At 55.6% G+C, this 24,262-nt stretch carries 21 protein-coding genes; 9 read left to right on the top strand and 12 right to left on the bottom strand.

What is annotated here, in order from left to right; genetic code table 11:
- Positions 1–125: 125 nt before the first annotated feature.
- Positions 126–2,273: a formate dehydrogenase subunit alpha gene (gene fdhF, locus ABFI50_RS10765; RefSeq protein ID WP_347486043.1), complete on the top strand. Its 2,148-nt coding sequence runs from the start codon at positions 126–128 to the stop codon at positions 2,271–2,273.
- 106 nt (positions 2,274–2,379) lie between these two features.
- Positions 2,380–3,054: a tetratricopeptide repeat protein gene (locus ABFI50_RS10760; RefSeq protein WP_347486041.1), complete on the top strand. Its 675-nt coding sequence runs from the start codon at positions 2,380–2,382 to the stop codon at positions 3,052–3,054.
- An 80-nt stretch (positions 3,055–3,134) separates the two neighbouring features.
- On the opposite strand, the gene gltP is transcribed toward ABFI50_RS10760, so the two are convergent.
- On the bottom strand, positions 3,135–4,448 hold the full coding sequence (gltP, locus tag ABFI50_RS10755) for a glutamate/aspartate:proton symporter GltP (protein ID WP_014882165.1): 1,314 nt from the start codon (positions 4,446–4,448) through the stop codon (positions 3,135–3,137).
- A 423-nt stretch (positions 4,449–4,871) separates the two neighbouring features.
- Here gltP and acs point away from each other — a divergent pair, with 423 nt between their 5' ends.
- From acs to actP, 3 genes are all read left to right on the top strand, one after another.
- On the top strand, positions 4,872–6,830 hold the full coding sequence (gene acs / locus ABFI50_RS10750; RefSeq protein ID WP_023331810.1) for an acetate--CoA ligase: 1,959 nt from the start codon (positions 4,872–4,874) through the stop codon (positions 6,828–6,830).
- Between the two features lie 137 nt (positions 6,831–6,967).
- A complete protein-coding gene (locus ABFI50_RS10745) occupies positions 6,968–7,282 on the top strand; it encodes a DUF485 domain-containing protein (RefSeq protein ID WP_014882163.1) in 315 nt (104 codons plus the stop codon).
- Positions 7,279–8,928: a cation/acetate symporter ActP gene (gene actP / locus ABFI50_RS10740; protein ID WP_014882162.1), complete on the top strand. Its 1,650-nt coding sequence runs from the start codon at positions 7,279–7,281 to the stop codon at positions 8,926–8,928. The genes ABFI50_RS10745 and actP overlap by 4 nt, the downstream gene beginning before the upstream one ends.
- Positions 8,929–8,960: 32 nt before the next feature.
- On the opposite strand, the gene ABFI50_RS10735 is transcribed toward actP, so the two are convergent.
- Together ABFI50_RS10735 and ABFI50_RS10730 are read right to left on the bottom strand one after the other, a co-directional pair.
- Positions 8,961–9,650, bottom strand: coding sequence for an LrgB family protein (locus ABFI50_RS10735; protein ID WP_014882161.1), 690 nt, complete (start codon positions 9,648–9,650; stop codon positions 8,961–8,963).
- Positions 9,643–10,053, bottom strand: coding sequence for a CidA/LrgA family protein (locus tag ABFI50_RS10730; protein ID WP_014882160.1), 411 nt, complete (start codon positions 10,051–10,053; stop codon positions 9,643–9,645). Before ABFI50_RS10730 ends, ABFI50_RS10735 begins: the two co-directional genes overlap by 8 nt.
- Before the next feature lie 102 nt (positions 10,054–10,155).
- Between ABFI50_RS10730 and ABFI50_RS10725 the strand changes: the two genes are divergently transcribed.
- Positions 10,156–11,043 carry a LysR family transcriptional regulator gene (locus ABFI50_RS10725; protein WP_014882159.1) on the top strand — a complete coding sequence of 296 codons (888 nt, stop codon included), beginning with the start codon at positions 10,156–10,158 and terminating at the stop codon, positions 11,041–11,043.
- Between the two features lie 81 nt (positions 11,044–11,124).
- Here the strand turns inward: ABFI50_RS10725 and ABFI50_RS10720 are convergent, their stop codons facing one another.
- From ABFI50_RS10720 to soxR, 4 genes are all read right to left on the bottom strand, one after another.
- Positions 11,125–12,771, bottom strand: a complete 1,647-nt coding sequence (locus tag ABFI50_RS10720) for a Na+/H+ antiporter (RefSeq protein WP_014882158.1) — start codon at positions 12,769–12,771, stop codon at positions 11,125–11,127.
- A 150-nt stretch (positions 12,772–12,921) separates the two neighbouring features.
- Entirely contained in the window at positions 12,922–14,271 is a 1,350-nt protein-coding gene (ghxP, locus tag ABFI50_RS10715) for a guanine/hypoxanthine transporter GhxP (protein WP_063667364.1), read from the bottom strand.
- A gap of 296 nt (positions 14,272–14,567) precedes the next feature.
- Positions 14,568–15,239 carry a glutathione S-transferase gene (locus tag ABFI50_RS10710; protein WP_063667367.1) on the bottom strand — a complete coding sequence of 224 codons (672 nt, stop codon included), beginning with the start codon at positions 15,237–15,239 and terminating at the stop codon, positions 14,568–14,570.
- Positions 15,240–15,620: 381 nt separating this feature from the next.
- A complete protein-coding gene (gene soxR, locus ABFI50_RS10705) occupies positions 15,621–16,079 on the bottom strand; it encodes a redox-sensitive transcriptional activator SoxR (protein WP_014882155.1) in 459 nt (152 codons plus the stop codon).
- A gap of 98 nt (positions 16,080–16,177) precedes the next feature.
- On the opposite strand from soxR, the gene soxS reads away from it, so the two are divergent.
- On the top strand, positions 16,178–16,504 hold the full coding sequence (soxS, locus tag ABFI50_RS10700; RefSeq protein ID WP_008503387.1) for a superoxide response transcriptional regulator SoxS: 327 nt from the start codon (positions 16,178–16,180) through the stop codon (positions 16,502–16,504).
- A 6-nt stretch (positions 16,505–16,510) separates the two neighbouring features.
- Here soxS and ABFI50_RS10695 read toward each other — a convergent pair whose 3' ends face one another.
- Positions 16,511–18,076, bottom strand: coding sequence for an EAL domain-containing protein (locus ABFI50_RS10695; RefSeq protein WP_023336605.1), 1,566 nt, complete (start codon positions 18,074–18,076; stop codon positions 16,511–16,513).
- 528 nt (positions 18,077–18,604) lie between these two features.
- Here ABFI50_RS10695 and ABFI50_RS10690 point away from each other — a divergent pair.
- Complete coding sequence (locus ABFI50_RS10690; protein WP_014882153.1) at positions 18,605–18,886, top strand: YjcB family protein; 282 nt, start codon at positions 18,605–18,607, stop codon at positions 18,884–18,886.
- A 59-nt stretch (positions 18,887–18,945) separates the two neighbouring features.
- On the opposite strand, the gene ssb1 is transcribed toward ABFI50_RS10690, so the two are convergent.
- Entirely contained in the window at positions 18,946–19,473 is a 528-nt protein-coding gene (gene ssb1 / locus ABFI50_RS10685; protein WP_014882152.1) for a single-stranded DNA-binding protein SSB1, read from the bottom strand.
- Between the two features lie 251 nt (positions 19,474–19,724).
- Here ssb1 and uvrA point away from each other — a divergent pair, with 251 nt between their 5' ends.
- Positions 19,725–22,547 (top strand): excinuclease ABC subunit UvrA, encoded by a 2,823-nt coding sequence (uvrA, locus tag ABFI50_RS10680; protein ID WP_347486034.1) that lies wholly within the window; start codon positions 19,725–19,727, stop codon positions 22,545–22,547.
- A 2-nt stretch (positions 22,548–22,549) separates the two neighbouring features.
- Here the strand turns inward: uvrA and ABFI50_RS10675 are convergent, their stop codons facing one another.
- The 3 genes from ABFI50_RS10675 to aphA all read right to left on the bottom strand — a co-directional run bounded on the left by ABFI50_RS10675 (position 22,550) and on the right by aphA (position 24,149).
- Entirely contained in the window at positions 22,550–22,903 is a 354-nt protein-coding gene (locus tag ABFI50_RS10675; protein WP_014882150.1) for an MmcQ/YjbR family DNA-binding protein, read from the bottom strand.
- Positions 22,904–22,905: 2 nt separating this feature from the next.
- Complete coding sequence (locus tag ABFI50_RS10670; protein ID WP_347486032.1) at positions 22,906–23,322, bottom strand: secondary thiamine-phosphate synthase enzyme YjbQ; 417 nt, start codon at positions 23,320–23,322, stop codon at positions 22,906–22,908.
- Between the two features lie 113 nt (positions 23,323–23,435).
- Positions 23,436–24,149, bottom strand: a complete 714-nt coding sequence (gene aphA / locus ABFI50_RS10665) for an acid phosphatase AphA (protein ID WP_014882148.1) — start codon at positions 24,147–24,149, stop codon at positions 23,436–23,438.
- Positions 24,150–24,262: the final 113 nt, after the last annotated feature.

Below are 24,262 nucleotides of genomic sequence, written 5' to 3'. Positions count from 1 at the left end.
TGGTCTGCTTTTCGTCAGGGTTGTCGGCAGGAATACGCCGTAAAACGCGCCATTACCCCTACTAAAAACATGGCATAGAAGCTGCATTATTTGGTGCGAAAGATTCGATTAACTGGAGCAGACTGATGAAAAAAGTCGTCACGGTTTGCCCTTATTGTGCCTCAGGTTGCAAGATCCACCTGGTGGTCGATAACGGCAAAATCGTCCGGGCGGAGGCCGCACAGGGGAAAACCAACCAGGGCACGCTGTGTCTGAAAGGGTATTACGGCTGGGATTTTATCAATGATACCCAAATCCTCACCCCGCGCCTGAAAACCCCTATGATCCGCCGCGAGCGCGGTGGCAAGCTGGAAGCCGTCAGCTGGAACGAGGCGCTCGATTACGTCGCCACGCGCCTCAACGCCATCAAGGCCAAGTACGGCCCGGATGCGATTCAGACGACCGGTTCCTCACGCGGGACAGGGAATGAAACCAACTATGTGATGCAAAAATTCGCACGCGCCGTTATTGGAACCAATAACGTCGACTGCTGCGCTCGCGTCTGACACGGCCCATCGGTTGCAGGTCTGCACCAGTCGGTCGGTAACGGCGCAATGAGTAATGCCATCAACGAGATAGACAACACCGATCTGGTGTTTATTTTCGGCTATAACCCGGCGGATTCTCACCCTATCGTCGCGAACCATGTTATTCGCGCCAAACAGAACGGGGCGAAAATCATCGTCTGCGATCCGCGCAAAATTGAAACCGCGCGCATTGCAGATATGCACATCGCATTGAAAAACGGCTCGAACATCGCGCTGTTGAATGCGATGGGGCACGTCATTATTGAGGAGAATCTGTACGACCAGGCGTTTGTGGCCAGCCGCACGGAAGGCTTTGAAGAGTATCGTAAAATTGTCGAAGGCTATACGCCAGAGTCCGTTGAAGCGATAACCGGCGTCAGCGCACAGGAGATCCGCCAGGCCGCACGCATGTACGCCGGGGCGAAAACCGCCGCCATTCTGTGGGGCATGGGCGTGACCCAGTTCTACCAGGGCGTGGAAACCGTGCGTTCGTTGACCAGCCTCGCCATGCTGACGGGTAACCTGGGCAAGGCCCACGTCGGCGTCAACCCGGTACGTGGCCAGAATAACGTCCAGGGGGCCTGCGATATGGGCGCGCTGCCGGATACCTATCCAGGATATCAGTACGTCAAATTCCCGGAAAACCGCGAGAAATTCGCGAAAGCCTGGGGGGTCGAAAGCCTGCCGGAACACACCGGCTATCGCATCAGCGAGCTGCCGCACCGTGCGGCGCACGGTGAAGTGCGTGCGGCCTACATCATGGGTGAAGATCCGCTCCAGACCGATGCCGAACTCTCTGCGGTACGTAAAGGGTTTGCGGATCTGGAGCTGGTGATTGTCCAGGATATCTTTATGACCAAAACCGCGGCGGCGGCGGATGTGATTTTACCGTCGACATCATGGGGCGAGCATGAAGGCGTCTACACGGCGGCTGACCGCGGTTTCCAGCGCTTCTTCAAAGCGGTCGAACCGAAGTGGGATCTGAAAACCGACTGGCAGATCATCAGCGAAATCGCCACCCGTATGGGCTACCCGATGCACTACAACAACACTCAGGAGATCTGGGACGAGTTGCGGCATCTGTGTCCGGACTTCTACGGTGCCACCTATGAAAAAATGGGTGAGCTGGGGTATATCCAGTGGCCATGCCGCGATGAGTCGGAAGCCGACCAGGGGACGTCATACCTCTTCAAAGAGACGTTCGACACCCCGGACGGGCTGGCGCAGTTCTTCACCTGTGACTGGGTCGCACCTGTCGATAAACTCACCGACAAGTATCCGATGGTGCTCTCCACCGTGCGCGAAGTGGGCCACTACTCCTGTCGCTCAATGACCGGGAACTGCGCCGCGCTGGCCGCGCTGGCAGATGAACCCGGCTACGCGCAAATCAACACTGCCGACGCGGAACGCCTGGGTATTGAGGATGAAGCGCTGGTATGGGTGAACTCGCGCAAAGGGCGAATCATCACCCGTGCGCAGGTGAGCGATCGTCCCAACAAAGGGGCGGTCTATATGACCTACCAGTGGTGGATTGGTGCCTGTAACGAACTGGTGACGGAGAACTTAAGCCCGATAACCAAAACGCCGGAGTATAAATATTGTGCCGTCAACGTGGAGCCCATTGCGGATCAACACGCTGCCGAACAGTATGTGATTGACGAATATAACAAGCTGAAAGCCCGACTGCGTGAAAGCGCAATGGGTTGAAGCGGGTAATTAATTAATGAACAAAGGGAGTGATATATTCACTCCCTTTTTTTATTTCCGCCACCGCGATTATACTGCGCGGCGTGTACCCAGAAGATAAGAATCCATGAAAGCCATTTTTCTGTTGTTATTCTTTATAACCTCGTTCGCCTGCGCGGATGAGATAGGCAGCCAGTATCTGAAGCAGGCGGAAGCGGGCGATGTCCGCGCCCAGTATTATCTTGCTGATACCTACTTCAGCTCGGGGGACCGCACACAGGCCGCGCGGTGGGCCGAAAAAGCCGCAAAAGGTGGCGATGTCGATGCCATGGCGCTGTTGTCGCAAATTCACTTTACGCAGGGGGATTACGCGCAGGCCAAGGCTCTGGCGCAGCAGGCAAACATTGCAGGCAGCAAACGCGGCGCGATCATGCTGGCGCGCGTGCTGGTCAACACTGAGGCCGGTCAAACCGACTATCCCCAGGCCATTAAGCTCCTGCAAACGGCGACTGAAGATATCGACAACGATTCGGCGGTAGACGCGCAGCTGCTGCTGGGGCTGATCTATGCCAACGGCGTTGAGGTGGCTCAGGATGACGTGCGGGCCGCGTCGTGGTTCAAGCGAAGTTCTACCCTGTCGCGAACGGGCTATGCGGAGTACTGGGCGGGGATGCTGTTCAGACAGGGCGAGAAAGGGTTTATCACGCCGAATAAGCAGAAAGCGCTTTACTGGTTGAACCTGAGCTGTACGGAAGGGTTTGATACGGGATGTGAAGAGTTTGATGCGTTGAGCGGGGAGTAAAGCGCCGGGTGGCGGCTTCGCCTTACCCGGCCTACAAAACCCGTAGGCCCGGTAAGCGCAGCGCCACCGGGCATAAGATGTTACCGATCGGCCGTCTTATCAAAACGCCCCAGCACCTCGCGTTCATACGCCAGCGCTTTTTTACGGTCGAATTTGTGTTCCCACTTGGCGATAACCAGCACCGCCAGGGCATTCCCCACCACGTTCAGCGCCGTACGCGCCATATCGAGGATACGGTCGACACCGGCGATAAACGCCAGACCTTCCAGCGGAATACCCACGCTGCCCAGCGTCGCCAGCAGCACCACGAACGAAACGCCCGGTACGCCTGCAATACCTTTAGACGTCACCATCAGGGTCAGCACCAGCACGATCTCCTGCCACAGCGACAGGTCAATGCCATACAGCTGCGCAATAAAGATAGCGGCGATACTCTGGTACAGCGTTGAACCGTCCAGGTTGAAAGAGTAGCCGGTCGGCACCACGAAGCTGGTGATAGAGGCAGGCGCACCGTAAGCCTCCATCTTCTCAATAATGCGCGGCAGCACGCTCTCAGAGCTTGCCGTGGAGTACGCCAGAATCAACTCATCTTTCAGGATACGGATCAGGATCCAGATGCTCAGCCCGCACAGGCGCGCCACTATGCCCAGCACCACCAGCGCAAAGAACAGGATGGCGAAGTGCACCAGGATCACCAGCTTCGCCAGCGGCCACAGGGAGGCAAAGCCGAAGTTTGCCACGGTCACCGCAATCAATGCGAACACCCCAACCGGCGCGTAGCGCATCACCATGTGGGTCACTTTGAACATGGTTTCGGAGATAGAGCGGAAGACGGTGACCAGCGGTTCACGGTGCGTGGCAGGCAGCGAGGAGAGCCCCAGGCCAAACAGCACCGAGAAGAAGATGATCGGCAACATCTCGCCTTTCGCCATCGATGCCACGATATTGGTCGGCACCAGTGAAAGGATCGTGCCCATCAGGCCGTGCGCATGGCTCTGCACTTCCGCCGTTGTGCTTTGGTATTTCGAAATATCCACCGTGGCCAGCTGCGACATATCGATCCCGGAACCTGGCTGGAACACGTTTGCCAGGGTAATCCCCAGAATAATCGCAACCGTAGTGATCACTTCGAAATAGAGAATGGTTTTCGCACCGATACGGCCTAACTGTTTCGCGTCACCGACCCCGGCAATGCCGACCACCAGCGTCGAGATCACAATCGGCACCACGATCATCTTGATCAAATGAATAAAGATATCGCCCGCCGGGGAGAGCAGGTTGGCAATCAGCCATTCGCGGCTGTCGCTATGATAGTGGAGATAACTGCCCAGCAAGATGCCCAGCACAAGGGCTAGCAAGATCTGCCAGGCCAGGCTGACTTTAACGTTTTTCATAGAAACTGACTTCCTCAATGAAATCTCCGCACCAGCAAAACTGCATGAATATGGAGACATACTGAAAGGGTATGAATTGTGTTGCGTTGGTTTATGGAATTTTTTAACGCGGCGTATGAGTATCATTTGCGCGACCTGTTGCGCAAGCCTTAAAGAACGACGCATTTCACTGGGAAATGACGGTATAACGCGAGTTTGTCATTATCCTGATAAATAACCATTTGTTATAAAAACGCTTTTTTAAATCTAAATGCGAATAATCGTCAGGCTGAATTATTTCCCTTCAAAGTTTCATTCGCTCGTTTTTCAACCTCTTCAAACAATGCGTGATCTGTAGCCCAAATAATAAACAAAGCTTGTAAAGCCCCTACTATTAACGTTTTTGCGACATATTATTAACATCTTACAAGGAGAAAAAAAGCCATGAGCCAAATACATAAACACGACATTCCCGCAAACATTGCGGACCGTTGCCTGATCACCCCGGAGCAGTACCACGAGAAATATCAGCAATCAGTTTCCCACCCTGACGCCTTCTGGGGCGAGCAGGGACACATCCTTGACTGGATCAAACCTTATCAGAAGGTGAAAAACACCTCCTTTGCGCCCGGCAACGTCTCCATTAAATGGTATGAAGATGGCACGCTGAACCTGGCGGCGAACTGCCTGGATCGCCATCTTGCCGAACGCGGGAATGAAACCGCCATCATCTGGGAAGGCGACGATGCCTCACAGAGCAAACACATTACCTATAAAGAACTGCATCGCGACGTCTGCCGTTTCGCCAACGTCCTGCTGGAAAAAGGCATTAAAAAGGGCGATGTGGTGGCTATCTATATGCCAATGGTGCCGGAAGCCGCGGTTGCTATGCTGGCCTGCGCGCGTATCGGCGCAATTCACTCGGTTATCTTCGGCGGGTTCTCGCCGGAAGCCGTTGCAGGCCGTATTGTCGATTCCAGTTCAAAACTGGTGATCACCGCCGATGAAGGCGTGCGCGCCGGACGCGGTATCCCGCTGAAGAAAAACGTCGATGAAGCGCTGAAAAACCCGAATGTCAAAACGGTCAGTAACGTTATCGTGCTGAAGCGTACCGGCGGCAAGATCGACTGGAACGAGGGACGTGACCTGTGGTGGAGTGACCTGATCGAGAAAGCGAGTGACCAGCATCAGCCGGAAGAGATGAATGCTGAAGATCCGCTGTTCATTCTTTACACCTCCGGTTCAACCGGTAAACCGAAAGGCGTGCTGCACACCACCGGCGGTTATCTGGTTTATGCGGCCACGACCTTTAAATATGTTTTCGACTACCACCCGGGCGACATCTACTGGTGTACCGCCGACGTGGGCTGGGTGACCGGGCATAGCTACCTGCTCTACGGCCCGCTGGCCTGCGGTGCCACCACGTTGATGTTTGAGGGCGTGCCAAACTGGCCGACCCCGGCGCGTATGTGTCAGGTAGTCGACAAGCACCAGGTCAACATTCTCTACACCGCGCCAACGGCGATCCGCGCGTTAATGGCGGAAGGCGATAAGGCCATCGAAGGCACTGACCGCTCTTCGTTGCGCATCCTCGGTTCCGTGGGTGAACCCATTAACCCCGAAGCCTGGGAGTGGTACTGGAAGAAAATCGGCAATGAAAAATGCCCGGTGATGGACACCTGGTGGCAGACCGAAACCGGCGGCTTCATGATCACCCCTATGCCTGGCGCCACACAGCTGAAGGCCGGTTCTGCCACGCGCCCATTCTTCGGCGTACAGCCTGCGCTGGTGGATAACGAGGGCAACCCGCTGGACGGGGCCACCGAAGGCAACCTGGTGATCGTCGACTCGTGGCCAGGCCAGGCGCGTACCCTGTTCGGCGACCACGAACGCTTTGAGCAGACCTATTTCTCGACCTTTAAAAACATGTACTTCAGCGGCGACGGCGCGCGCCGTGATGAAGACGGTTATTACTGGATCACCGGTCGCGTGGATGACGTGCTCAACGTTTCTGGCCACCGTCTGGGGACGGCTGAAATTGAATCGGCGCTGGTGTCGCATCCGAAAATTGCTGAAGCCGCCGTTGTCGGGATCCCGCACAACATCAAAGGCCAGGCGATTTACGCTTACGTCACGCTGAACCACGGCGAGGAGCCATCACCCGAGCTGTACGCCGAGGTGCGCAACTGGGTACGTAAGGAGATCGGCCCGCTTGCTACGCCGGACGTGCTGCATTGGACCGACTCGCTGCCGAAAACCCGCTCCGGCAAGATTATGCGCCGTATCCTGCGCAAAATCGCGGCGGGGGATACCAGCAACCTCGGTGATACCTCAACGCTCGCGGATCCTGGCGTGGTGGAAAAACTGCTCGAAGAGAAGCAGTCCATCGCAATGCCTTCCTAGTTTTTTCTCCCTCTCCCCGTGGGAGAGGGCCGGGGTGAGGGCATCAGACCGCACCTTCCTCTCCCCTCACCCTAACCCTCTCCCCAAAGGGGAGAGGGGACTAAAAACAAACCAACCTTACCTTTGGAGACTCTGTGATGAATGACCATATTTGTCAGCAGATAGAGAATAGTGCGCACTACAGGGAGCTCGTCGAAAAACGGCAACGGTTTGCCTTCATCCTTTCTATCATCATGCTGATTATCTACGTCGGCTTTATTATGCTGATCGCCTTTGCTCCGCACTGGCTGGGCACCCCGCTGCACGCGGGCACCAGCGTCACGCGCGGCATTCCTATTGGCATTGGCGTGATTGTGATCTCCTTCTTACTGACCGGCGTGTACGTCTGGCGCGCGAACGGTGAATTCGATCGTCTCAACAGAGCGGTACTGCAAGAGGTAAAAGCATCATGAAGCGGATCCTGACGGCGCTTGCCGCCACACTTCCTTTTGCCGCCCACGCGGCGGATGCCATCACCGGCGACGTTCAGCGTCAGCCGACTAACTGGCAGGCGATTGTGATGTTCCTGATTTTCGTCCTGCTGACCCTGTACATCACTTACTGGGCGTCGAAGCGCGTGCGCTCTCGTAATGATTATTACACCGCGGGCGGCAACATTACCGGTTTCCAGAACGGGCTGGCGATAGCGGGCGACTTTATGTCTGCCGCCTCGTTCCTCGGGATCTCCGCGCTGGTTTATACCTCCGGCTACGACGGCCTGATCTACTCCCTGGGCTTCCTCGTCGGCTGGCCGATCATCCTGTTCCTCATTGCCGAGCGCTTGCGCAACCTCGGGCGCTATACCTTCGCTGACGTGGCCTCCTATCGCCTGAAACAGGGGCCTATTCGCACCCTCTCCGCCTGCGGTTCGCTGGTGGTGGTCGCGCTATACCTGATTGCGCAGATGGTCGGGGCAGGTAAATTGATCGAACTGCTGTTCGGTCTGAACTACCACATCGCCGTGGTACTGGTTGGCGTCCTGATGGTGATGTACGTCCTGTTTGGCGGCATGCTGGCGACCACCTGGGTACAGATTATCAAAGCGGTCCTGCTGCTGTTCGGCGCCAGTTTTATGGCCTTTATGGTGATGAAGCACGTCGGGTTCAGCTTCAATAACCTGTTTACCGAAGCGATGGCGGTTCATCCAAAAGGAGAGGCAATCATGAGCCCGGGCGGGCTGGTGAAAGATCCGATATCCGCTCTCTCCCTCGGTCTCGGCCTGATGTTCGGTACCGCGGGCCTGCCACACATTCTGATGCGTTTCTTCACCGTGAGCGATGCGCGTGAAGCGCGTAAGAGCGTCTTCTACGCCACCGGCTTTATGGGTTATTTCTACATCCTGACCTTTATCATCGGCTTTGGCGCGATCATGCTGGTAGGGGCAAACCCGGCGTTTAAAGACGCGGCGGGTGCGCTGATTGGCGGCAACAACATGGCGGCGGTGCATCTGGCCGACGCGGTGGGCGGTAACCTGTTCCTCGGCTTTATCTCTGCCGTGGCCTTCGCCACCATCCTTGCCGTAGTAGCGGGACTGACGCTGGCCGGTGCCTCTGCGGTCTCGCACGACCTCTACGCCAACGTGTTCCGTAAAGGGGCAAGCGAACGTGACGAGCTGAAAGTCTCTAAGATCACCGTGCTGGTGCTGGGTGTGGTCGCCATTTTGCTCGGTATTCTGTTTGAGAAGCAGAACATCGCCTTTATGGTGGGGCTGGCCTTCTCGATTGCGGCGAGCTGTAACTTCCCGATCATCCTGCTCTCCATGTACTGGTCAAAACTGACCACCCGTGGGGCGATGATTGGCGGCTGGCTGGGGCTGCTGACGGCGGTGATCCTGATGATTCTGGGCCCGACCATCTGGGTACAGATCCTCGGTCACGAAAGCGCCATTTTCCCGTATGAGTATCCGGCGCTGTTCTCGATTGCCGTGGCGTTTATTGGTATCTGGGTCTTCTCTGCCACCGACAACTCGCCGGAAGGTAACCTGGAGCGTGAGAAATTCCGCGCCCAGTTTATTCGCTCACAAACCGGCCTTGGCGTTGAACAGGGCCGCGCACACTAAGCCTTTCTCCCCGGTCTCTCAGGCCGGGGAGTTTAAAACATCACCCATGCCACCAGCGGTGCGATAAGCACCATCGTCACGCCAGAGAGCATCATCACCAGACTTGCCACCACGCCTTCCTGCTGACCCAGCTCATACGAACGCGCCGTACCTGCGCCATGAGACGCCGCGCCAAACCCTGCCCCTTTCGCCATCCCCTCCCGAATAGAAAGCCGCAAAAAGAGCATATCGCCCACCGCCATGCCAAAGACGCCCGTCACGACCACAAACAGCGCCACCAGATCCGGCTGCCCGCCAAGCGGTTTAGCCGCTGCCAGCGCAAACGGCGTCGTCACCGAACGCACGGCCAGGCTGCGCTGAATTTCATCGGGCAGCGTAAACAGCCGCGCCAGCCAGACCGAGCTACACACCGCCACCACCGTGGCAGTCAGAACGCCTGCGCTAAGCGACATCCAGTGGCGTTTAATAATATTCAGGTTGTCGTACACGGGAACGGCAAAGGCGATAGTGGCCGGGCCGAGCAGCCACAGCAGCCAGTGGGATTCCCCAATGTAGTTCTGCCAGGAAATATGGCCGAAGACCAGCATGAGCACCAGCAGGATGGGGGTGAACACCAGCGGCATGAGCGGCAGCGCGCGAAAGCGGCGGTACAAACGCTTGTTGGCAAAGTAGATTACGATGGTCGCAATCAGACACAGCACGCTTATCTGAACGTTAGTCATGCTTCTGCCTGCTGATTTCAAAGCGATAGACTTTATCCACCACCCAGGCAGTGGCGCCCAATACCATCAGCGTACTCAGGGCGATAACCGCGAAGATGCGCCAGCCGTCGACCATCAGCAGCTGGGCATAGTTCACCACCGCGACCACCGCAGGCACGAAGAACAGCAGCATCTCCGCCAGCAGCCAGCGCGCGCCGGCTCGCACCCAGCTAAGGGGCAACGCGCGACAGAGGATCAGCGTTAGCATTAGCACCATCCCGACCAGATTGGCGGGTAAAGGCAGGTGCAGCCAGTCGACAAGATATTCCGCGAAAACAAACAGTCCGGCATAGAGCAGTACCTGAACCGGTACCTGGAGTCGTTGCACAACGGCAGGCGTAACACGACTTAACGCCACGGCCATGGGGGTTTTCCTCAAAATTGAGACGAGGCGCCAGTATAGTGAGCGCACGTCAGGGACAGAAATGAATTAAAATCATCGAAGGTATAGTTTCGAGGAATAATCATGGACATAAGAACGCTGCGCTATTTTGTCGAGGTGGTTCGCCAGCAAAGTTTTACCCGCGCAGCGGAGAAGTTGTTCGTTACCCAGCCGACCATCAGCAAGATGCTGAAAAACCTTGAGGACGAGCTGAACTGTACCCTGCTGCTTCGTGACGGACGCAAGCTGCTGCTGACGGATACCGGGCGCGTGGTCTTCGAGCGTGGGCTGGCGATTCTGGCTGAGTTCCGCCAGCTTGAGGCTGAGCTTGCGGATATCAACCACCTTACCAAAGGGCTATTACGTCTTGGCATTCCGCCGATGGTCGGCATGATGATGGCCGGGCCGATTAGCCTGTTTCGTCAGCGCTACCCCGGCGTTGAGCTAAAAATTTCTGAATTTGGCGGCCTGACCGTCCAGCAGGCCGTGATGAACGGCGAGCTGGATGTGGCGATGACGGCCCTCCCCGTAGAGGAAGAGAGCGGTCTGGCGACACTGCCGCTGTTCAGCCATCCGCTGTGCGTGCTCGTACCGCGCTCCGGTGACTGGCTGAAAATTGACTCGGTGAAACCCGAACTGCTCGGCGAACATCCGTTGCTGATCTACAACGAAGACTTCGCCTTAAGCCGCCAGCTGATGACGCTGTTTAACCAACATAATGTGAAGCCACGCATTGCGGTGCGCAGCGGTCAGTGGGATTTTCTGGCCGCGATGGTTCAGGCTGGAGTGGGGATTGCCATTCTGCCGCAGCCAATTTGCGAGCGGCTGGATAAAAACACCCTGCGCTGGATCCCGCTGGAGAGCGAGCTGCACTGGCAGTTAGGGATGATCTGGCGTGAAGGGGTGTATCTGTCGCATAGCGCGCAGGCGTGGCTGGAGTGCTGTAAGGGGTTTTGGGTGCAGTCTGAATAGTGCCGGGTGGCGGCTTCGCCTTACCCGGCCTACGATTCGAATATAGGCCCGGTAAGCGCAGCGCCACCGGGCAAAAGCGCGCTACTGATTCTCTATCAACAACGCTTCCAGCAAATCCAGATCGTGCAGCAGCTTTTGCAGCGTCTCGTTGCTGATCTGCCGCGTGGCACGCAGATGGTACAGCTCGGCACGCTCTGAACGCAGCGCCGCCAGGCGGAACCGGCGTTCCAGGTTTTCCTCCTGCAGCGAGCTTTCCACGTCATTACGACCGTCAGCCCGACGGCGCAGGTTACCAATCACGCGGGAACTCACTTCCGTCAGCAGCTGGTTATCGATGTTCTCGTCTGTATCGGCCGCCAGACGCTCTTCCATTTTCTGAATAGCAACTATCGCCACTTCGGCGGTAGCCGCACGCGCAATACGCTCCTCTTTATGCTGTTGGGTCGAATCCCCGGCGTCAATGTGCTGCAGTAAAATCGGCAGCATCACCACGCCCACGAACAGCGAGAAGAGGATCACGCCTGCCGCCAGGAACACCAGCTCGTAGCGCGCCGGGAAGACATCGCCCGTCGGCAGCAGCAGCGGAATAGAGAGCACACCGGCAAGGGTGATCGCCCCACGCACGCCAGCGAAAGAGGCAATCAGCAGCTCGCGTGTGGTCCAGGAGCCAAACTCCATCGGCTTTTTCGTCAGGAAGCGCACGCTGAATTTCTTCATCGTCCAGAGCCAGCCAAAACGCACCAGCATCAGTGCCATGTAGATCAGCACGATGTCGGTAAACAGCATCCAGACTTCAACGTTCGGATCGGCCTCTGCCGCAATCAGCGAGGACTCCATAATGCCCGGCAGTTGCAGGCCCAACAGCAGGAAAACCATGCCGTTAAACACGAATTCCAGCATCGCCCATGTGCTGTTGGCACGCAGACGCATTGCCAGCGGCGCGCGACGCATCACGCCGGAGCGGGTGATGGTCATCCCTGCCGCTACCGCCGCCAGAATGCCCGACACGCCAATATGTTCGGCAATCAGGTAGGAGGCAAACGGCAGCAGGAACAGCAGTACGATTTGCGTGGCGGGTTCATCACCGCCCCAGCGGCTGAGGAAGCGCAGGGAGCGACCATACAGCCAGCTCACCACAAAGCCCGCGAGGATACCGCCAATCGCCACTTTGAAGAATTCCAGCGTCGCGCCGCCAATGGTAAAGACCATCGTCCCCATGGCAACCGCCACGGCAAACTTCAGGGCGACCAGACCAGAGGCGTCATTCATCAGCGCCTCGCCCTGCAAAATCCCCATGATTTTCTTCGGAATACGACCTTCACCCACAATGCCGGAAAGCGCCACGGCATCGGTTGGCGAGAGCACGGCGGCCAGCGCAAAGGCGGGGATTAACGGGATACCCGGTACGGCCCAGTAAATCAGGAAGCCAATCCCGACGACGGTGACGACGACCAGCGCCAGCGCCAGGCCGAAGATCTCTCGCCCGTGCTCAAGGAATTCGCGCGTGGGCGTTTTCCAGCCATCAGCAAACAGCAGTGGCGGAATAAACAGCACGAGGAACAGTTCGGGGTCAAATTCCACGTGCAGGCCAAACGTCGGCCACGCCAGCAGCGCGCCGATGGCTATTTGCATTAATGGCAGGGGGACCTGAAAGGGCAGTACGCGTGTGACCACCCCGGATAATGAGACCACAAGGGTCATGATGAGTATTGTGAAGAAGATTTCCATGCGTTCCCTGTTTGCTGTGTTACTTATGTACTACGGAAGGCGTCGTGCCTTTTATTCTATCTTCTTCAGAGTAACGCAAAAGGCAACGGGATGAGCTCTGAAAATAAAAACGGGCGGCCTGAGCCACCCGTTTTCGCATCAATGGACAACTTAGATGGCCCAGCCGCCCGCGTAGAATGCCACCAGCGCAACGGCGATCACCACGGTGCCGATGTTCAGCTTGCGCCATTCACCAGAGACCAGACGACCAATGACCAGCGACGCGAAACCGATCATGATGCCGGTCACGATGTTACAGGTCAGCACGATAAACACGGCGGTAATCAGGCCAGACATGGCATCCACGAAATCCGCAAAGTCGATCTTCGCCACGTTGCTCAGCATCAGCAGGCCGACATACATCAGCGCTGGCGCGGTCGCGTAAGCCGGTACCAGATAAGAGAGCGGAGAGAGGAACAGGATCAGCAGGAACAGCACGCCGACGGTGATGGCCGTCAGGCCGGTTTTACCGCCTGCTGCCGTGCCCGCTGCGGACTCGATATACACTGCCGCAGGCGCTGCGCCCACCAGTCCTGAGAAGACGCTGCTCAGGGAGTCAGTCGTCAGGGCTTTGCCGCCATCAATAATCTGACCGTCTTTATCCAGCAGGTTAGCCTGACCGGCCACCGCGCGAATCGTACCGGTTGCGTCAAACACGGCGGTCATCACCAGCGCCAGCACGCTTGGCAGGATTACCGGGTTAAGCGCACCAGCGATATCCAGGCTGCCAATCAGAGAATTGCCCTTGTCATCGCTCAGCGACGGCATGGCGAAAATACCGGAGAAGTGGACGTTCGGATCGAAAATCAGGCCGACAATGGATACACCGATAATGGTCAGCAGAATGCCGCCCGGCACTTTCAGTTTTTCCAGACCGATAATCACCGCCAGACCGATCAGCGACATGATCACCGGGAAGCTCGCGAAATGCCCCAGCGCCACCGGCAGGCCGTCCAGCGGGTTCTTGATCACCAGGCCCACGCCGTTAGCGGCGATCAGCAGCAGGAACAGACCGATGCCGATACCGGTGCCGTGCGCCACGCCCTGCGGCAGGTTGCGCAAAATCCAGCTACGAATGCCGGTAGCAGAGATAACGGTGAACAGCACACCCATCAGGAACACGGCGCCGAGTGCGACCGGTACGCTGATCTGCTGACCCAGCACCAGGCTGAACGCGGTGAACGCGGTCAAAGAGATGGCGCAACCAATCGCCAGCGGCAGGTTCGCCCACAGCCCCATCACAATGGAGCCCACACCGGCTACCAGGCAGGTCGCGACAAAAACAGCTGCTGGCGGGAAGCCCGCTTTACCCAGCATGCCCGGCACAACGATGACGGAGTAAACCATCGCCAGAAACGTTGTCAGACCGGCAACAACTTCCTGACGCACGGTGCTGCCGCGAGCCGAAATTTTAAACATGGCGTCAAGTGAACCGCCGGTACGCGCAGATGGCGTAGACATAGAAAACATCCCCTGAGAGTTTTTATAGAACGTTCATAAGCGTGGTGGAGACGCCACTGCCAGCTAATACGTCAAATCCTTGTTTTGCGTTTGCGACGAAAGGGCGTCACAAAAAAAGCAAACGTTTAGCTCCGCGCTTAAAAACGGGTGGTCAAATTAAGGCAAACGATTATCCAGCCTAAACACCGCCCTTTTCAACTGAACTTTATCGTTTTTCACTAAAATTCGCTTATGACGCTGAAGAAATAAACAGAGGATGCGCAAACGTTATCGTCTATGCGCAATTTGTTTACATTTCAATCCTCACCCGGGATGGATAATGGCCCACCCTGTTCCAGGGTTCGCTTCCAGCCGGGACTGTTATCGACCTTTTGCTTCCAGGCCTCAATATGCGGCAGATTGTCGATGCCCCCACGCGCCAGCAGGGCAAAGATCGGGAAACTCATCTGAATGTCGGCCATGCTGAGCGCGTCCCCGGCAAACCAGCTGTTTTGAGCGAGATGCGAGTCAATAAAGCGCGCATGCGTTTCCAGCTGGGGATTGAGATACGCTTTCTGCACCCCCTTACCCAGCGCCTTGCCCAGGAGTCGGATGCCTGGCGGCACGGGCGGCTTGCCGAGGCTGTTGAAAACCAGCTTCATTAACAGCAGTGGCATCAGCGATCCTTCCGCGTAATGCAGCCAGAAGCGGTATTGCACCTTATGCGCCGGATCTAACGGCTTAAGGCGCGATTCGGCATCATAGGTTTCCTGGAGGTACTCCAGAATGGCACCCGATTCCGCGAGGATTAGCCCATTATCTTCGATGACCGGTGATTTGCCCAACGGATGTACCTTTTTGAGAGCCTCCGGCGCCAGCATGTTCTTTTCGCGCTGGTAGTGAACGATCTCATAAGGCAGGGCGAGTTCTTCCAGCGCCCAGATCACACGATGTGAGCGCGACTGGTTAAGGTGATGTACCGTAAGCATGGTCTTCTCCTGTGATTCATACTTTTTAACTATAGAAAATTGAACAACACCGCGAAAAAAATTCGGCTAAAAACCGGTCAGCGACGCTGGCGAAAAAACCGGTCTTGCATAGAATTAAAGTGTCAGCACAATCCGGAACCTCACCAACCAGCTCGACACGAGGGGTGCTGATGTCGGGGGAAACCCTCCCGTGAACCAGCGGGATAGAGAGAAAGACAAAGACCGGGAAAAACTAAAGCGCCCTTAGTGGCGCTTTAGTTCTTTATAGGGTGCGTGTGTATGCCGGGTGGCGGCTGCGCCTTACCCGGCCTACGTTCGAGAACGTGTTTTTTGTAGGTCGGGTAAGGCGCAGCCGCCACCCGACGCGCAGGCCGCAGAGACTTACTCCTCCTCCAGCAGCCGCGCCCCTGTCCCCTGCTCGCCCAGCCTGTCACCGGGGTTCCGCAACGGGCAGTCGCTACGGGACAGACAGCCGCAGCCGATACAACCGTCCAGTTCATCGCGCAGCGCAACCAGCGTATGGATACGTCTGTCCAGCTCTTCACGCCACTGGGAGGAGAGCTCTTTCCACTCTTTCGGGCTCAGCGTGTGGCCCTCCGGCAACACCCCAAACGCCTCACCTATCGTCGCCAGGGGAATGCCGATTCGTTGCGCAATTTTGATAATCGCCACGTAACGGAGAACGTCACGGGTATAGCGGCGCTGGTTTCCGCCGTTACGGATGCTTTTAATTAACCCTTTGCTTTCATAGAAGTGGAGCGCCGATACCGCAACACCGCTTCGCTTTGCCACTTCGCCGGGGGTTAAAAGCGCTTTAATACGCGGCAATCTCTTTTCCATAAAACCTCTTTACCTCAAGTTAACTTGAGGAATTATACTCCCCCGCAGAGAAAACGACGAATCAACCAAGAAAGTTGTATCTACAGAGGGGCAACCTTATGTCGCATCAGCAGATTATTCAGACACTTATTGAATGGATTGATGATCATATCGATCAACCGTTGAACATTGATGTGGTCGCTAAAAAGTCGGGCTATTCGAAATGGTATTTACAGAGAATGTTCCGCACGGTTATGCATCAAACCCTGGGTGAGTACATTCGTCAGCGCAGATTGCTGCTGGCGGCGCAGGCGTTACGCTCAACGCAGCGACCGATTTTTGATATCGCGATGGATCTTGGCTATGTGTCGCAACAAACCTTTTCCCGCGTGTTTCGCCGCGAGTTTGACCGTACGCCGAGCGACTATCGCCACCAGTTGAATTAATCACCCTTAGTGCAAAGGTTGCTGCTGCCAGGTCATAAATTCCTGGGGCGGCATCGCTTTTGCGAAGTGCCATCCCTGACAGAACTGGACGCCGCGCTTCAGCAACCAACTCACCTGCTCTGCCGTTTCGACCCCTTCCGCAATGGTTTTAAGCCGCAGGCTTTGCGCCATCTCGATAATATGCTCGGCGATCAGATGGCTGGTGCTGTTGGTCGTTAGCGTATCGATAAACGATTTATCGATTTTCAGAATGTCGACGTTCAGCGAATAGAGGTTGTGCAGGTTCGAGTAACCGGTCCCGAAATCATCGATCGCCACTTCATAACCCGCCTGCCGGAAAGCCTGAATCACCGGAGTGGTTTTTGGCACATCAATGAACCCACGTTCCGTCACTTCGATTTTGATTTGCTGAGCACGGACGGCATAGTGGCGCGCCTTGTCAGAAATCATGGCGATCAGCCGTGAGGAGTGGAAATCCGTGGCCGACAGGTTAATTGAAATATAGAGATGCGGATGCTCAGCCAGGAAATGACCCAGATCGCTGAATACCTCCTCAACGACATAATCCGTAATCCGCTCGCTCATTCCCTCTTTTTCAGCCAGCGGAATAAACTCAGCCGGACTCATCACCTGTCCGTTGAAACCCGGCCAGCGCAACAACGCCTCTGCCCCCACGCACTGGTTGTTCTTGATATCAATAATCGGCTGGTAGTGCAGGCAAAGCTGTCGTTTGTGCAACGCCCGATGCAGCAACCGCCCTGGCGAATTAAGCTCGCGGTGCGTCCGCGACCATACCAGCAAAATAATAATGCTGCAGATCATCCCCAGCGGCAGCGTCAACGTCGCCTGATGGTAGAGCGTTTCGTAAAAACGCTTATTTGACGTCGACACGATAGCGGCAATAGGCCGTTTCGGTGATTTCACGACGGTATAGAAACGGTTATCTTTTTGAAATACCGATTCCTTATCCTGAATCATCGAATTTAATAAAGAAGGATTAGCTTTCTGGCTAACGGAAAAGAATGCATTGGTTACCGTGTCGTACACTCCCCAGGAGAGAGAATGATCGGTAGACATCACTTCGCTGTAAGAAAGCGGATTGACCACCACGACATAATTTCCACGCTGCATATATGTCATTTTATAGCCAGTATAAAATGGCGTGTCGCGAAAATAATAGATAGCGATGTCAGGTTTACGGGTGTAATTGGCAATCGGGATCGCGTAAGGTTGGTCCGGCGTAAAAACGGTTGAACAAAGAAAATTCTGGCCTTCTGCATAAATTAAATCAGCGACAAACAGGCGGCCACGCACAACGTTCAACATATATTGGCGATGTTCCGGTGTACAAAGTTTACCCTGATATTTTTCGGCCTCGTCCCGGGCCAGATCAACTTGTTGAATAACCAGTTCTGTTTTGTCTAAAGCCAGTTCAGCAAATGTACGGAGCTGAGCGCTTGTTTCCGACACGGCTCTTAGCTGGGCAAACCATAGGGCAAGCATCACCGGCAGCATAACTACCATGATGATCCCTACTACCCTGAGCATTTTGCGCCGCGCGCTACGATTCATTTCCCGCCCTATATCCCTGCATGTTGTACGCCTGTAGTAATGAAGGCCGGATGCTTTGTTAAACAGGTGATTACGTTGCATGAATCATGCGAAGTTAGCAACTGACTTTTAGTATTAAAAATCTTAAATTTCGTTATGACGATAATATTTTCCCGTAAGCTAAACTGTAAGTATTCGTTCCGTTTCAATTAAGGGAAATAATTATCCAGCGAACATGTGGGGTTTGAAGATAACACAACAGAGAATCGATGTTTTATAAATGCCCGGCTATTACCACATTATTTTCAGGATGAGCAAAAAAATAACGTGCCACTTATAAAAACAACGTGGCTGGCCCATCGTGTGTCCGCTCAGCCAGGTATCGGGACCCAGGTACACGGCACCATCGCCTTTTTTGCGTAATAAAATCCCCATTTTGAACGCTCAGACGCTGGCGAATAAATCAACAAATGTGATATAGTTCACACATATTCTGTAACGAGAAACACCGTTTCATTCAGTTCGTCTGTTTTGTAGAGGATGGGTTCTATGGCAACCATTACTACCAGCATGGTTCTCCTACGCTGGCCTTTGTTGAGCGCGGTACTGATGTTTTTAGCCAGCACGCTGAACATTCAGTTTCGTAAATCTGACTACGCGGGTCTTGCGGTCATCAGCACTCTGCTGGGGCTTGGCGCGGCTTGCTGGTTCGCAACGGGCCTGTTGGGCATCACCCTGCTGGATATTGCCGCTGTCTGGGAAAATATTAAAGTTGTGATGGTAGAGGCAATGAGCCACCAGCCACCAGACTGGCCAATGGTGATTACCTGATTCCTGTATAAATAAAAAACCCAGACGATGTCTGGGTTTTTTATTTGAGCATCCGTTGATCAGAACGGGATGTCGTCGTCGAAGTCCATTGGTGGCTCGTTAGACGGTGCCGGAGCAGACTGCTGCTGCGGACGAGACTGCGCGCCGCCGCTGAACTGGTTGCCGCCCTGTGGTTGCTGAGGCTGTCCCCAACCGCCCTGCTGCTGCTGACCGCCACCTGCTGGTGCGCCACCGCCCTGACGGCCGCCCAGCATCTGCATGGTACCGCCAACGTTTACCACAACTTCGGTGGTGTACTTCTCAGCGCCCGACTGATCGGTCCATTTACGGGTGCGCAGCTGGCCTTCGATATAGACCTGAGAACCTTTACGCAGATACTCACCGGCAACTTCTGCCAGTTTGCCAAACAGCACCACGCGGTGCCATTCGGTCTGCTCTTTCATCTCACCGGTCGCTTTATCACGCCAGGATTCGGAAGTAGCCAGCGTAATGTTGGCAACTGCGCCACCACTCGGCATGTAGCGTACTTCCGGGTCCTGGCCCAGATTACCGACGAGAATCACCTTGTTTACGCCTCTGCTGGCCATGTTCGTGTCTCCTGAATACGTTTCTTAATAGTGTAAACGCGCGAGTGTACCATTTCCACGCGGCAATTTGCATAGTTGCGTAGTCGGTTCCGAAATCTCACGCGAACTCGACATTGTTACACAGCGAATCAGAAAATGCATTCCAATACTGTATATTCAAACAGGTTAAATTGTGTCATAATTAGCCGTTTCTGACAGCCGTTTGTCCTTCAAACAAACCAGGCAATCCGTGTTTCAACCGGGAAAGGTGAATGGATAAGATCGAAGTTCGGGGCGCCCGCACCCACAATCTCAAAAATATCAACCTCATAATCCCTCGCGACAAACTCATCGTCGTGACCGGGCTTTCGGGGTCTGGCAAATCCTCACTGGCTTTCGACACCTTGTATGCCGAAGGACAGCGTCGTTACGTTGAATCTCTCTCTGCGTACGCGCGTCAGTTCCTGTCGCTGATGGAAAAACCGGATGTCGATCATATTGAAGGGTTATCGCCTGCGATCTCCATCGAGCAGAAGTCGACTTCGCATAACCCGCGTTCAACGGTCGGTACCATTACTGAAATTCACGACTACCTGCGTCTGCTGTATGCGCGCGTGGGTGAGCCGCGCTGCCCGGACCACGACGTCCCGCTGGCGGCGCAGACCGTGAGCCAGATGGTGGATAACGTGCTGTCGCAGCCGGAAGGCAAACGCCTGATGCTGTTGGCGCCAATTATTAAAGAGCGTAAAGGCGAACACGCCAAAACGCTGGAGAACCTGGCAAGCCAGGGCTATATCCGCGCCCGTATTGACGGCGAAGTGTGCGACCTGTCGGATCCGCCAAAACTGGAGCTGCAGAAAAAGCACACCATTGAAGTGGTGATCGATCGCTTTAAGGTGCGTGAAGACCTCGCGACGCGTCTTGCGGAATCGTTCGAAACGGCGCTGGAACTCTCCGGTGGTACCGCCGTTGTTTCCGATATGGACGACCCGAAAGCGGAAGAGCTGCTCTTCTCCGCCAACTTTGCCTGCCCGATTTGCGGCTACAGCATGCGCGAGCTGGAACCGCGTCTGTTCTCGTTCAACAACCCGGCAGGCGCATGCCCAACCTGCGACGGCCTGGGCGTACAGCAGTATTTCGACCCGGACCGCGTGATCCAGAACCCTGAGCTGTCGCTGGCAGGCGGCGCCATTCGCGGCTGGGATAAGCGTAACTTTTACTACTTCCAGATGCTGAAATCGCTGGCGGAGCACTATAAGTTCGACGTGGAAGCCCCGTGGGCCAGCCTGAGCCCGAACGTGCACAAAGTGATCCTGTTCGGTTCCGGTAAAGAGAACATCGAGTTCAAATACATGAACGATCGCGGTGATACCTCCGTGCGTCGCCACCCGTTCGAAGGGGTGCTGCACAATATGGAGCGCCGCTACAAAGAGACCGAATCCAGCGCGGTACGCGAGGAGCTGGCGAAGTTCATCAGCAACCGCTCCTGTGCCACCTGTGAAGGCACGCGTCTGCGTCGCGAAGCGCGTCATGTCTTTGTCGAAAACACGGCGCTGCCGACCATCTCAGACATGAGCATCGGCCACGCGATGGACTTCTTCAACGACCTGAAGCTCTCCGGTCAGCGCGCTAAAATCGCTGAAAAAGTGCTGAAGGAGATTGGCGATCGTCTCAAGTTCCTGGTGAACGTGGGTCTGAACTACCTGACGCTTTCCCGCTCGGCAGAAACGCTGTCCGGCGGTGAGGCCCAGCGTATCCGCCTGGCCAGCCAGATTGGCGCAGGCCTGGTGGGCGTGATGTACGTGCTGGATGAGCCGTCAATCGGCCTGCACCAGCGCGACAACGAACGTCTGCTCGGCACGTTGGTCCACCTGCGCAACCTCGGTAACACGGTGATTGTGGTGGAGCACGACGAAGACGCGATTCGCGCTGCGGATCACGTGATCGACATTGGTCCTGGCGCGGGCGTACACGGCGGTCAGGTGGTCGCGGAAGGGACGCTGAAAGACATTATGGCGGTACCCGAGTCGCTGACCGGCCAGTACATGAGCGGCAAGCGTAAGATTGAGGTGCCAAAACAGCGCGTAGCGGCAGATCCGGAAAAAGTGCTGAAGCTGACCGGCGCGCGCGGCAACAACCTGAAAGATGTGACGCTGACGCTACCGGTTGGCCTGTTTACCTGCATCACTGGCGTGTCCGGTTCCGGTAAATCGACGCTGATTAACGATACCCTGTTCCCGATTGCGCAGACGGCGCTGAACGGTGCGACGCTGGCCGAGCCCGCGCCGTACCGAGACATTCAGGGGCTGGAACATTTCGATAAGGTTATCGACATTGACCAGAGCCCGATTGGCCGAACCCCTCGCTCGAACCCGGCGACCTATACCGGCGTCTTCACGCCCGTACGTGAACTGTTCGCCGGCGTGCCGGAAGCGCGTTCACGCGGGTACACGCCGGGACGGTTCAGCTTTAACGTGCGCGGCGGCCGCTGTGAAGCGTGCCAGGGCGATGGCGTCATCAAAGTTGAGATGCACTTCCTGCCGGACATCTACGTCCCGTGCGACCAGTGCAAAGGTAAACGCTATAACCGCGAAACGCTGGAAATTAAGTACAAAGGCAAGACCATCCACGAAGTGCTGGACATGACCATCGAAGAGGCGCGCGAGTTCTTTGACGCCGTCCCTGCGCTGGCGCGTAAGCTGCAGACCCTGATGGACGTCGGTCTGACCTACATTCGTCTGGGGCAGTCCGCCACTACGCTGTCGGGCGGTGAAGCCCAGCGCGTGAAGCTGGCGCGTGAGCTCTCCAAACGCGGCACCGGTCAGACGCTGTATATTCTGGATGAGCCGACTACCGGTCTGCACTTTGCGGATATCCAGCAGTTGCTCGACGTGCTGCATCAGCTGCGCGATCAGGGCAACACGATTGTGGTCATCGAACATAATCTGGACGTGATTAAAACGGCGGACTGGATTGTCGATCTCGGCCCGGAAGGCGGCAGCGGCGGCGGTGAAATCCTCGTCTCCGGTACGCCAGAGACCGTTGCAGAGTGCGAAGCCTCGCACACCGCGCGCTTCCTTAAACCGTTGCTGTAATGTCAGACGGAGAGTTGTTGTCGGGTCGCTTCCGGCAGCAGCTCTACGGCCTGTTTATAAGACGCATCCACCAGATAGTAAATTTGCGAGCCGGGCAGGGATCCATCCAGATAAACCGTGCTCCAGTGCGCCTTATTCAGGTGTTTGCTCGGCCTCACATCATCATGCTGCTGACGTAGCAAATCCGCCAACTCCGGGCTGGTTTTCAGCGACGCGGCCGGGCGGCCTTCGACCTCTTTCACCATCGCAAACAGCACATCTCCCACTTTTATCTGCGTGGCTTTCCAGTCGCTATGCACGCTCTGCTCCGCGCCAGGTTTACTCATGCAGTACTGAAGTAGCTCCGAAATTGTCATCATTATTCCCCTTGTAGCGTTGCGATAATTTTACGCGAACCACCGTGAATGCGATGTTCTCCCAGCCAGATCCCTTGCCACGTTCCCAGCAGTAGCCGCCCGTTGTGTACCGGCAGCATCAGCGATACCCCGAGCAGAGAAGATTTGATATGCGAAGGCATGTCATCTGCGCCCTCATAATCGTGCTCATAGGGGGCGTTGTCCGGGACACTCTTCAGAAAATAGTTTTCCATATCAGACCGGACAGTGGGATCGCAATTTTCATTAAGCGTGAGGGAGGCTGACGTGTGTTGAAGCAGCAGATGCAGTAAACCCGTTCTGACGCGCGACAAATCGCGGATTTGCCCGATGACTTCCTCCGTCACCAGGTGAAATCCGCGGGGTTTAGCGCTTAAGGTCAGGGTCTGTTGATACCACATGTGCTGCTCCGTTTAGAGAGATGAATCTTTCTAAGTGTGCAGCAAGAAGTCGAAAGGTAAAACCCGCCGCAGCGAGATTTGATTAAAAAAGAATCAAACTCGCAGCCCGACGCTTAATACTCCGAGTTAACAATCACCTCTTCGCCAAATTTTCCGGCCATCGGCAGCGGTCGATAGGTCGAGTTAGAGGCGCGTAACACCCTGATCGCTCTGGCTCCTGTATCCTGCGCCGCGGTAATGTCGTTATCCGAATCACCATAGAACACTTTGATGTTTTTCTTCTCCAGCCACTGGGTTTTGGTGTTTTGCCCTTCTTTGTCACCCGCAAAAATGACCGGGTTCATGTTGGCAGCCGGGATCTGGAAATCATCCTGCAGGGTTCTGGAGACGGTTTCTGTTTTGGTCTGACTACGACCGGTGACGAAGTAAATGCTGTCGCCGCGCTTCACATGCATGGCAATGACCGCCCGGGCGACCTCTTTCGGGATACTGTAATCGTCCCAGCCGTTATTCATCTTTTCCCAGAACGCCGGGTTCTTCAGATACGCTTCGCTGTCCGGCGAATACATTTTTTTGCCGCGCCAGAATCCCGGGCTGGAGAACAGAACGGTGTCGTCAATATCAAAGCCAACGGCCATGGGCGGGCGGCCCATCAGACTGTTTTCGATTTGGGCCACGGATACCCAGTGAATAGGAGCCTGTTCGGCAAGAATGGCAGCGGTAGTGCCGGTGTAAAGCGGCGTTGGCGCAGAAGCGCGCGCGACGACGGCACTATTAAGTGAGAACAATAAGCAGGCGGCGCTGAGCGCCAGTGTGATCTTGCGCATATTTTCCCCTGAATATTCAGTTCGTTATCGTTTTATTTTGAGTGAATGGTCAAAAAACTATCCGACCATAACCCCAGCGGCAGGTTAAGAAAAGGAGTTTTTGATTATCAATC

The sequence above is a fragment of the Enterobacter sp. HNDS-6 genome, assembly GCF_039850505.1.
GTDB classification, from domain to species: Bacteria; Pseudomonadota; Gammaproteobacteria; order Enterobacterales; family Enterobacteriaceae; genus Enterobacter; species Enterobacter kobei.
The sequence above is the reverse complement of the archived record's forward strand: the minus strand, read 5'-3'. Positions and strand labels throughout refer to the sequence as shown.